Here is an 8,308-nt window from a genome sequence, read left to right as displayed (position 1 = left end):
CGGCCGTCTGCAGGAGCCCCGGGACCACCGAGGTCTCCAGCGTGCGCGCGGTCCGTGCCTGGGACTCCAGACTGATGAAATCGCGATACTGGGGAGGAATCAGACCGCGATAGGCGTGCCACCAGCCGGTGCCACCACCGCCGGCCGAACCCGCCAGCGTGGCCAGGAGATCCCGCAGCTGGGCATCGTCCACGCCGTACGCGTCGAGCAGCCGGGTCACATCGGCCGGTCGCACCCCGCTCGTCCCGGTCTCGATCCGGCTCACCTTCGACTGGTGCCAGCCGAGCGTCCGTGCCGCGTCCCGACTGGTCAGTCCCGACGCGTGGCGCAGACTCCGGAGCTCCTCCCCGAGCTTGCGGCGTCGAACCGCGGGGCCGTGCTGCATCTGCGGCCTCCCTCCCTCTTCTGCCGAGCGGACAGTGTGCCGCCCGCATACGGTCTTGCGTGGCAGGGTTCACCGCATCGAGCGACAGATATATGCATATCTTGGTGGATCGCCGTCACAGAGGGCAGCATCAATGGCAATCTGGCGCGAAGCGCAACCCGGACCGGTCGCGGGTCGGTACGGGTGGGAAAGGGACGGCTCGCCATGGCAGACCATCAGGAAGCAAACGTCACTCTGCCGAGCGAGCCGGTCTCGGTCTCGGCCGCCCGCAGGTACGTGGCCCGGGTGCTCACCGAATGGGGCCTGGCCACCGACACCGACTTCGCCGACAGCATCCAGCTCATCGTCTCGGAGCTCGCGACCAACGCCGTCCAGCACACCTTCGGGCAGTCGCCGAACTTCACCGTGGACCTCCGGCTGGAGCGGGAGGAGCAACTGCATCTCGGGGTGACGGACAGTCACCCCCGCTGGCCCAGACGACTGCCCGCCGCGGTTCAGCAGGACAACGGGCGCGGCATGGTGATCATCCGCACTCTGGCCAAGGAGTGCGGGGGTCGGCTCACCGTCACCCCCACCGCCGATGGCGGCAAAACGGTGTGGATCGCGCTTCCGTGGAGTGTCTCCGTACAGAGCTGACCCACGAGTTCCGGTGGCCGCCCGCCCGCGCGGTCACCCCCCGGCTTCGCCGCCCGGCCGCTGCGCCGCCCCCCGCCGTGGTGAACGTGCCGACCCGCAGACGTCCGCCGGAGAGCCCGGAGAGGCGGGCCAGCTCATGACGATCCTGGCCCATCTCGTCCAGGATGCGCCGGGCGCGTCCGGCCAGCAGTTCGCCGGCGGCCGTGAGCCGGGCCCCTCGGTGGTGGCGCACCAGCAGCGTGGTGCCCGCCTCCCGCTCCAGTGCCTGGTCTCCCGCCGTGGCGCTCCTCATGGACCGGCTGGGCCGGTGGCCGCGCCGGCCGCGTACCGCACGTGCCATCGAGGGCGGCGGCGCGGCGCTCACCGTGTTGGGGCTGGTGCTGGTGACCGGTCCGCTGCCGCACCGAGAGCGGCTGAGGCCGGTGGCCGGGCAACCGGGCCTGTCCGGCGGGCCCAGGACGCGGCCCCGGCCCGCCGGACGGGCCCCGCCTCAGCGGACCCGCCCGTAATAGACGCTCTTGGTCCAGATCTTCTCCAGCCGCACCACTGCGCCGGTCCTCGGCGAGTGCCAGATCTTGCCCTTACCGGCGTAGATCCCCACGTGGTAGACGCTGCGGCCGTAATGGAAGAAGACCAGGTCGCCGCGTTGCCGGTGCGAGGCCGAGATGTGACGGGTCCGGTTGTACTGCTGCTGGGCCGTGCGGGGGAGCTTCTTGCCCGCCTTCTTGAACGAATAGAGCGTCAGCCCCGAGCAGTCGAAGCGGTTGGGACCGGTGGCGCCCCAGCCGTACGGCGATCCCTTCTTCGATGCAGCGACGTTGAGCGCCTTCATCGACAGAGTCGCCGCCTGGGCGTCCGTCGTGGCGCCCGGGGCGAACATGGTGCCGCCGACGGCGGCGAGGGTCAGAACCGAGGCCGTACCGGCCCGGACGAGCAGAGACGGGACATGAACCTGCGCAGTCATGCGCAACCCTTCGTCAGCCGCCTGTGAAGGATGACCTGTCGGGTTCGGGCTGGCGAAGTTGCCCGGCCGCGTTCGGCGGCTTCACCCCGAGGGTCGACCGGTGTTCAGGTCGACCCGTTGTGCTCGGGTCCTCCACTCCTGCCGATCCACTTCTGTCGACCAGGCATCCGGACAGCGGCAGGACTCGGCGTCCGCCCGGACCGCCCCGCCGCGGTGGCGGGGGCTTGTCGTCCCAGGGATCTTGACTCACCGACTGCCGGATTTCCGAGCTGAAACAGGGATATGTGAGGCTCCTCACGACTGATCCGTTCGGGTGGACATGATGATTTTTGACGCTCTGCCGGTGATTCGGACCGGTGTCGTACCAGGGGCAGAAGTGCGGATTCCTGCCACTGTTCACGCAGAAAACGCAAGTTGAGCTGTCCCTCGTGAGGGGGGCTTCCTACGCCGAACGAGCGAGGAATTTCGCCGGACCCGTCGGGCGTGTCGGGTACGGGAGTTGGGTGAGGGTCGCCGGACGTCGTGACAAAGGGAGTTGGCCGGACCCCGCCCTGCGCGCGGACCGGCGAAGCCGGTCAACTTGCCGGATCGGGGGGTACGGTGACGCGTCCGGCCCGGCGCTCCCCGTCCAGTACGCGCAGCGCACGGGTGAGCGTGGCGGCGTGGATCCGCGCCTCGCCGCGCTCGTGCATCAGCGCGAGGGCGTCCCGCAGCGCCCCTGCCCGCGAGACAAGTGCCTGTGCGGCGCGCAGCGCGCCATAGGTGTCGCTGCCGCGGGCAGGGTTGATCCGGCCGACCTGGTCGAGGACTTCGAGGTAGTGGTCGATGAACTCTCCCTCGGCGCGCGTCAGTGCGGGGAGCGGTGGGAACTCCGGTGGCCGCATCAGGTGTTCACCTCGCGCCGTGCGGGCGGAATGAGGAAGTCCGGTTCTCCAGGACGTGGTCCACCAGTCCGTACGCCTGGGCGCCCGCCGCGTCGAGAATCAGGTCGCGTTCGGTGTCGGCGGTGATCTGCTCGGCGGTGCGGCCGGTGTGACGGGCCAACAGGGCGGTGAGCATGGCGCGGACCCGTTCCAGTTCCCGTGCCTCGATCTCCAGATCGGACGGTTGGCCCTGCATCGACTCGGCGAGTTCGGGCTGCCGCACGACGACCCGTGCGCCGGGCAGTGCGTGCCGTCGGCCGGGGGCGCCCGCGGCGAGCAGCGCGGAGGCGCAGGAACCGGCCTGGCCGAGGCAGTAGGTCTCCACCTCGCAGGTGAGGAACTGCATGGTGTCGTAGATCGCGGACATGGCCCCGAACGTGCCGCCGGGGGAGTTGATGTAGAGCGATACGGGCCGGTCCGGGGCGTCGTGTTCCAGGTACATGAACTGCGCGATCAGGTCGGTGGCCGCGGTGTCGTCGACCGGCGTACCGAGGAAGACGATCCGCTCGGAGAGCAGCTTGGAGTACGGGTCGAGGGTGCGGGTTCCGTTGGCCGTGCGCTCGGTGAACTCGGGCAGTACGTGACGGGCGGTGGGACGGAACAGCATGACGATGCCTCTCCTCCGGGGTCTGTACGGGGGCCTGCGCAAGCTTCTGTAAAAAATGTACAGGACGTACAGAAGGTTATGATGGGGAGCATGGCCTACGAGATTCCGGTGACGCAAGCCCGAGCTGAGCTCGCCGAATTGATCAACCGTGTCGTCTACGGCGGTGAGCGCGTGGTCGTGACCCGGCACGGCAAGCCGCTGGTGGCGCTCGTCTCGGCCGCTGACCTGGAGCGACTCGAGAAGGACGGGGCGGCCGCAGAGGAGCAGGTGATCAGCTCGGTCTCCTCGCTCGGCTCCTCGGTGTCCGCTCCCGGCGAACGTCGGCGCTTCGGTATCGCGGCGGAGCATCGGGGACACCACGACCCCGGCAGCTGAGCGCCGCCCGGACGCCCGCGACGCGGGAAAGCCGTGTACCCCCGTCCGGTCCGACGGGGGTGCACGGCGTGTCCGTGCTGGGGGTCAGCCCGCCAGGGCCGGCTGCGGGGTATGTGCGGGTGGCGCGGCCGGAGGCTGTGCGCGGCGTCGGCCGCCGATGGGTACCGCACCCGGTCCGAGCGCCGCCCACAGCGTGAGGGTGACCAACGGGCCGCCCGCACCGCTGCCGTCGAAGAACGCGACCGACCGCAGCAGTGAGCCGCCCGCACCCGGCGGCATCAGCTGTCCGATCGCCCCGACCGGCGCGGGCAGCAGTTCGGGTGCGCTGGTGACGCCCGAGAAGGGGTTGCCGAGCAGCAGCATCACCAGGGCGGCGACGCCGATGCCGGGCGGGCCGATGAGCGCGGCGAGCCCCGCGACCGTCCCGCCGATGGCCAGCACGGTGAGTCCCGGCGTCCCGGCCTCCGCCCACCGGTCGCCGGTGATCACGCCGAGCCAGTTGTCGGTGAGCGCCGCCGCGCCGATCCCGGTCGTCACGGCCACGCCGGTCAGTGTCAGTGCGGCCCGGCCGCCGCGCAGCCGCTGCAGCGTGACCGCCGAGCCCGAAAGGACGTCGGCGGTCACCAGCGGAAGGAAGCTCGCCCCGAGCGCGCTGCCGCGCGGATCCGCGCCGGGCGCCGCCACCACGTCCGTGACCGGTGTCCGATTGCCCTCGGGGCCTGTGCCGTGACCACCTCGCGCAGCAGCTGGGCGACCACCGGGCTTGCCCGGACGCGGTCAGGAGCAGGGGCCCCGCGGGGTGGCCACGCAGGCGCCGTATACGGACCGCACCTGGACGCCCGCCGCCGGCAGATCATCGACGGCGCGGCGTGCCGCTTCGCGCGTGACGGCTTCCACGGCACGTCGATGCAGGGTGTGCTGAAGGAGGCCGGACTGTTGGCCGGGGCGGTCCACCGCTATTTCAGCGGCAAGGAGGGCCTGATCACGGCCATCGCCGACGAGGCGTTCACCAGCATTCGACGGGCCTTCCGGGAAGCCGCCGAGGCCACTCCGCCGCCGACGCCGGACGTGCTGCCGGGCCGGGTGCTGCGCGGGCCGTTCTCGGGTGAGGTGTGCGGTCCGGTCGGGCGGCAGTCCGCCTCGCTGATCGTGCAGGTGTGGTCCGAGACCCTGTGCAACGAAAGCCTGGCCGCCACCTTCGACGACGGGTACCGGGCCATGCGCGGCGTCTGGACGGACGTGGTCGAGGGATACCGCGGGGCGGGGGTCATGCGGGCCGACGTACCCGCTGACCATGTGGCGCGGACGATGATGGCGGCCGCGCAGGGCTTCTTCGCCCAGGTGGCGCTCCTCGGCGACGCCGACCCGGGGTGCTGGAGAACGGTCTGCGCGGACTGATGGCCATGGACCTGTCGAAGAGCGGCTGACGCGCGGGAATTTACGCGCCGGAATCGCTGTGCCGGAATTGTCGCGCCGTAATTAACGCGCCGGAAAAACTCCGGTTCTAACGTGCACTACCTCGCGCGAGTCAGCGGTTCGCCGTCCAACGGCCCTGTTGAACACGGCTGATGCCTCGCCGCGCCCAGGGACGGTACTGGGCACAGGACTGTGAGGTGGATCCATGCGACTGACCCCGCACGAGCAGGAGCGCCTGCTCATCCATGTCGCCGCCGACGTGGCTCGGCAGCGCCGGGCGCGCGGACTGCGGCTCAACCACCCCGAGGCGGTCGCGCTGATCACCGTCCATCTGCTGGAGGGTGCCCGCGACGGCCGTACGGTCTCCGAGCTGATGGCGTCGGGCCGCACGGTGCTCGGCCGCGACGACGTCATGGACGGAGTGCCCGAGATGATCCACAACGTCCAGGTCGAGGCCACCTTCCCGGACGGCACCAAGCTCGTCACCGTCCACGAGCCGATCGTCTGACGGAAGGTGCCACCGATGATTCCCGGAGAGATCCTGTACGCGGACGGATCCGTGCCGTTCAACGAGGGCCGCCCCGTTACCCGCCTCACCGTGCTCAACGCCGCCGACCGGCCCGTCCAGGTCGGTTCGCACTACCACTTCGCCGAGGCCAACCCCGGCCTGGACTTCGACCGTTCGGCCGCTCGCGGCCTGCGGCTGAACGTCGCCGCCGGGACCGCCGTGCGCTTCGAGCCCGGCGTGCCCGTCGACATCGAACTCGTGCCCCTCGCCGGACGGCGCATCGTCCCCGGTCTGCGCGGCGAGACCGGAGGTGCCCTCGATGGCTGAACTCGACCGCGCGGTCTACGCCGATCTGTTCGGCCCGACGACCGGCGACCGCATCCGGCTCGCCGACACGAATCTGCTCGTCGAGATCGAGGAGGACCGCTCGGGCGGCCCCGGACTCGCGGGCGACGAGGCCGTCTTCGGCGGGGGCAAGGTGATCCGCGAGTCGATGGGCCAGGCGTGCGTCAGCCGGACCGACGGTGCGCCCGACACCGTCATCACCGGCGCCGTGATCATCGACCACTGGGGCGTCGTCAAGGCGGACATCGGCATCCGCGACGGCCGGATCACCGGGATCGGCAAGGCCGGAAACCCGGACACCATGAACGGCGTCCATCCCGACCTGGTCATCGGCCCCGAGACCGAAATCATCGCGGGCAACGGCAAGTTCATCACCGCAGGGGCCATCGACGCCCATGTCCACTTCATCTCGCCGACCCTGATCGACCAGGCACTCTCCGCCGGGATCACCACCCTGATCGGCGGCGGCACCGGACCGGCCGAAGGCACCAAAGCCACCACCATCACCCCCGGGCCGTGGCACCTTGCCCGGATGTTCGGGGCACTGGACACGTACCCCGTCAACATCGGTCTGCTCGGCAAGGGCAACACCATGTCGAGCGAGGCAATGCACTCCCAACTACGTGCCGGAGCACTGGGATTCAAGATTCACGAGGACTGGGGCGCCACCCCCGCCGTGATCGACGCCTGCCTGGGCGTCTGCGAGGAGACGGGTGCCCAGCTCGCCATCCACACCGACACACTCAACGAGGCCGGATTCGTCGCCGACACACTTGCCGCCATCGCCGGGCGCTCCATCCACGCGTACCACACCGAAGGCGCCGGCGGCGGGCACGCCCCGGACATCATCGGCGTCGTTTCGGAACCGTACGTCCTGCCCAGCTCCACCAACCCGACCCGGCCGCACACGGCCAACACCATCGAGGAACACCTCGACATGCTGATGGTCTGTCATCACCTCAACCCGGCCGTGCCGGAGGACCTGGCCTTCGCCGAATCCCGGATCCGGCCGTCCACCATCGCCGCCGAGGACATCCTTCACGACCTCGGAGCCATCTCGATCATCTCGTCCGACTCCCAGGCCATGGGCCGCATCGGCGAGGTAGTCCTGCGCACCTGGCAGACCGCCCATGTGATGAAGAAGCGCCGCGGATCCCTGCCCGGCGACGGACGGGCCGACAACCGGCGAGTGCGTCGCTATGTCGCCAAATACACCATCAACCCGGCGGTCGCCCAGGGGCTCGACCGGGAGATCGGTTCGGTGGAGACGGGCAAGCTCGCCGACCTGGTGCTGTGGGAACCGGCGTTCTTCGGCGTCAAGCCGCAGACCGTGCTCAAGGGCGGCCAGATCGCGTACGCGCAGATGGGCGACGCCAACGCCTCCATCCCGACTCCGCAACCGGTGCTGCCCCGCCCGATGTTCGGCGCGGTGGGCCGTGCCCCCGCGGCCAACTCCCTAAACTTCGTGGCCGACGCGGCCGTCCGGGACGGGCTGCCGGAACGCCTCGGCCTCGGGAAGCGGTTCGTGCCGATCAGCAGCACGCGCGGCGTCACCAAGGCGGACATGCGGGAGAACGACGCAACCCCGCGGGTCCACGTCGATCCCGACAGCTTCGCGGTGACGATCGACGGCGAACCGGTCGAACCGGCACCGGCCACCGAACTGCCCATGGCCCAGCGCTACTTCCTCTTCTGATGCGGAACACGAGACGCCCGACGCGGGGCGTGCGATGAGCCGCGCGGCCCTGCTCGTCCTCGCCGACGGCCGGTTTCCCGCCGGTGGCCACGCCCACTCCGGCGGGGCCGAAGCGGCCGTGAAAACAGGACGGATCCGCAACGCCGAGGACCTCGCCGAGTTCTGCCGGGGCCGCCTGCACACCATCGGCCTCACCACCGCCGCACTCGCCGCGGCGGCCGCCCACGGCCACGACCCGCTCGCCCTCGACGAGGCGGCCGACGCCCGTACTCCGTCACCCGCGCTTCGGGCCGTCTCCCGCAGGCTCGGCCGGCAGCTGATGCGGGCGGCCCGCGCCACCTGGCCCGGCCCCGAACTCGCCGCGCTCGCCTCGGCCCGGCCGCGCGGCGCCCACCAGCCCGTCGTCCTCGGCCTCACCGCGCGCTCGGCGGGGCTCGGGCCCGAGGACGCCGC

General features: G+C 70.7%; 11 protein-coding genes, 3 pseudogenes and 1 riboswitch. Of the genes and pseudogenes, 8 read left to right on the top strand and 6 right to left on the bottom strand.

Annotated elements, in window-relative coordinates:
• Nucleotides 1-385 (bottom strand): Scr1 family TA system antitoxin-like transcriptional regulator (locus ABZY11_RS40860; RefSeq protein ID WP_356484023.1); only part of this gene is annotated, 385 nt, incomplete at its 3' end.
• 204 nt (nucleotides 386-589) lie between these two features.
• On the opposite strand from ABZY11_RS40860, the gene ABZY11_RS40855 reads away from it, so the two are divergent.
• A complete protein-coding gene (locus ABZY11_RS40855; protein WP_356484022.1) occupies nucleotides 590-1,021 on the top strand; it encodes an ATP-binding protein in 432 nt (143 codons plus the stop codon).
• Between the two features lie 70 nt (nucleotides 1,022-1,091).
• Here the strand turns inward: ABZY11_RS40855 and ABZY11_RS40850 are convergent.
• Nucleotides 1,092-1,340: pseudogene (locus ABZY11_RS40850) on the bottom strand (hypothetical protein); the annotation flags it as partial.
• Here ABZY11_RS40850 and ABZY11_RS40845 point away from each other — a divergent pair.
• A pseudogene (locus ABZY11_RS40845) lies at nucleotides 1,288-1,419 on the top strand (LysE family translocator); the annotation flags it as partial. The pseudogenes ABZY11_RS40850 and ABZY11_RS40845 sit on opposite strands and share 53 nt — an antisense overlap.
• A 92-nt stretch (nucleotides 1,420-1,511) precedes the next feature.
• Here the strand turns inward: ABZY11_RS40845 and ABZY11_RS40840 are convergent.
• The 3 genes from ABZY11_RS40840 to ABZY11_RS40830 form a co-directional block, all read right to left on the bottom strand.
• Complete coding sequence (locus ABZY11_RS40840) at nucleotides 1,512-1,985, bottom strand: C40 family peptidase (protein ID WP_356484021.1); 474 nt, start codon at nucleotides 1,983-1,985, stop codon at nucleotides 1,512-1,514.
• Nucleotides 1,986-1,988: 3 nt separating this feature from the next.
• A riboswitch (cyclic di-AMP (ydaO/yuaA leader) is annotated at nucleotides 1,989-2,161 on the bottom strand.
• A gap of 399 nt (nucleotides 2,162-2,560) precedes the next feature.
• Nucleotides 2,561-2,869: a hypothetical protein gene (locus tag ABZY11_RS40835; protein WP_356484020.1), complete on the bottom strand. Its 309-nt coding sequence runs from the start codon at nucleotides 2,867-2,869 to the stop codon at nucleotides 2,561-2,563.
• A gap of 7 nt (nucleotides 2,870-2,876) precedes the next feature.
• A complete protein-coding gene (locus ABZY11_RS40830) occupies nucleotides 2,877-3,512 on the bottom strand; it encodes an ATP-dependent Clp protease proteolytic subunit (protein WP_356484024.1) in 636 nt (211 codons plus the stop codon).
• A 93-nt stretch (nucleotides 3,513-3,605) separates the two neighbouring features.
• On the opposite strand from ABZY11_RS40830, the gene ABZY11_RS40825 reads away from it, so the two are divergent.
• Nucleotides 3,606-3,890 carry a type II toxin-antitoxin system Phd/YefM family antitoxin gene (locus ABZY11_RS40825; protein ID WP_356484019.1) on the top strand — a complete coding sequence of 95 codons (285 nt, stop codon included), beginning with the start codon at nucleotides 3,606-3,608 and terminating at the stop codon, nucleotides 3,888-3,890.
• An 84-nt stretch (nucleotides 3,891-3,974) separates the two neighbouring features.
• Here the strand turns inward: ABZY11_RS40825 and ABZY11_RS40820 are convergent, their stop codons facing one another.
• Nucleotides 3,975-4,577 carry a hypothetical protein gene (locus tag ABZY11_RS40820; protein WP_356484018.1) on the bottom strand — a complete coding sequence of 201 codons (603 nt, stop codon included), beginning with the start codon at nucleotides 4,575-4,577 and terminating at the stop codon, nucleotides 3,975-3,977.
• A gap of 144 nt (nucleotides 4,578-4,721) precedes the next feature.
• Here ABZY11_RS40820 and ABZY11_RS40815 point away from each other — a divergent pair.
• From ABZY11_RS40815 to ABZY11_RS40795, 5 genes and pseudogenes are all read left to right on the top strand, one after another.
• Nucleotides 4,722-5,317 (top strand): annotated as a pseudogene (locus ABZY11_RS40815) (TetR/AcrR family transcriptional regulator).
• A 194-nt stretch (nucleotides 5,318-5,511) separates the two neighbouring features.
• On the top strand, nucleotides 5,512-5,814 hold the full coding sequence (locus tag ABZY11_RS40810; RefSeq protein ID WP_356484017.1) for an urease subunit gamma: 303 nt from the start codon (nucleotides 5,512-5,514) through the stop codon (nucleotides 5,812-5,814).
• A gap of 15 nt (nucleotides 5,815-5,829) precedes the next feature.
• Nucleotides 5,830-6,141: an urease subunit beta gene (locus tag ABZY11_RS40805; RefSeq protein WP_356484016.1), complete on the top strand. Its 312-nt coding sequence runs from the start codon at nucleotides 5,830-5,832 to the stop codon at nucleotides 6,139-6,141.
• On the top strand, nucleotides 6,134-7,855 hold the full coding sequence (locus ABZY11_RS40800; RefSeq protein ID WP_356484015.1) for an urease subunit alpha: 1,722 nt from the start codon (nucleotides 6,134-6,136) through the stop codon (nucleotides 7,853-7,855). The genes ABZY11_RS40805 and ABZY11_RS40800 overlap by 8 nt, the downstream gene beginning before the upstream one ends.
• Before the next feature lie 34 nt (nucleotides 7,856-7,889).
• Nucleotides 7,890-8,308, top strand: a 419-nt coding sequence (locus tag ABZY11_RS40795; RefSeq protein ID WP_356484014.1) for an urease accessory UreF family protein, incomplete at its 3' end; no start/stop codon positions are given.

The organism is Streptomyces sp. NPDC006510 (assembly GCF_040611955.1).
GTDB lineage: Bacteria > Actinomycetota > Actinomycetes > Streptomycetales > Streptomycetaceae > Streptomyces.
This window is presented reverse-complemented; position numbering and strand designations above follow the sequence as displayed.

Bases quoted from the DNA above. Each gene is read 5' to 3' on its own strand.
- ABZY11_RS40855 (WP_356484022.1), top strand. From the start codon at position 590: ATGGCAGACCATCAGGAAGCAAACGTCACTCTGCCGAGCGAGCCGGTC.
- ABZY11_RS40840 (WP_356484021.1), bottom strand. From the start codon at position 1,985: ATGACTGCGCAGGTTCATGTCCCGTCTCTGCTCGTCCGGGCCGGTACG.
- ABZY11_RS40835 (WP_356484020.1), bottom strand. From the start codon at position 2,869: ATGCGGCCACCGGAGTTCCCACCGCTCCCCGCACTGACGCGCGCCGAG.
- ABZY11_RS40825 (WP_356484019.1), top strand. From the start codon at position 3,606: ATGGCCTACGAGATTCCGGTGACGCAAGCCCGAGCTGAGCTCGCCGAA.
- ABZY11_RS40810 (WP_356484017.1), top strand. From the start codon at position 5,512: ATGCGACTGACCCCGCACGAGCAGGAGCGCCTGCTCATCCATGTCGCC.
- ABZY11_RS40805 (WP_356484016.1), top strand. From the start codon at position 5,830: ATGATTCCCGGAGAGATCCTGTACGCGGACGGATCCGTGCCGTTCAAC.
- ABZY11_RS40800 (WP_356484015.1), top strand. From the start codon at position 6,134: ATGGCTGAACTCGACCGCGCGGTCTACGCCGATCTGTTCGGCCCGACG.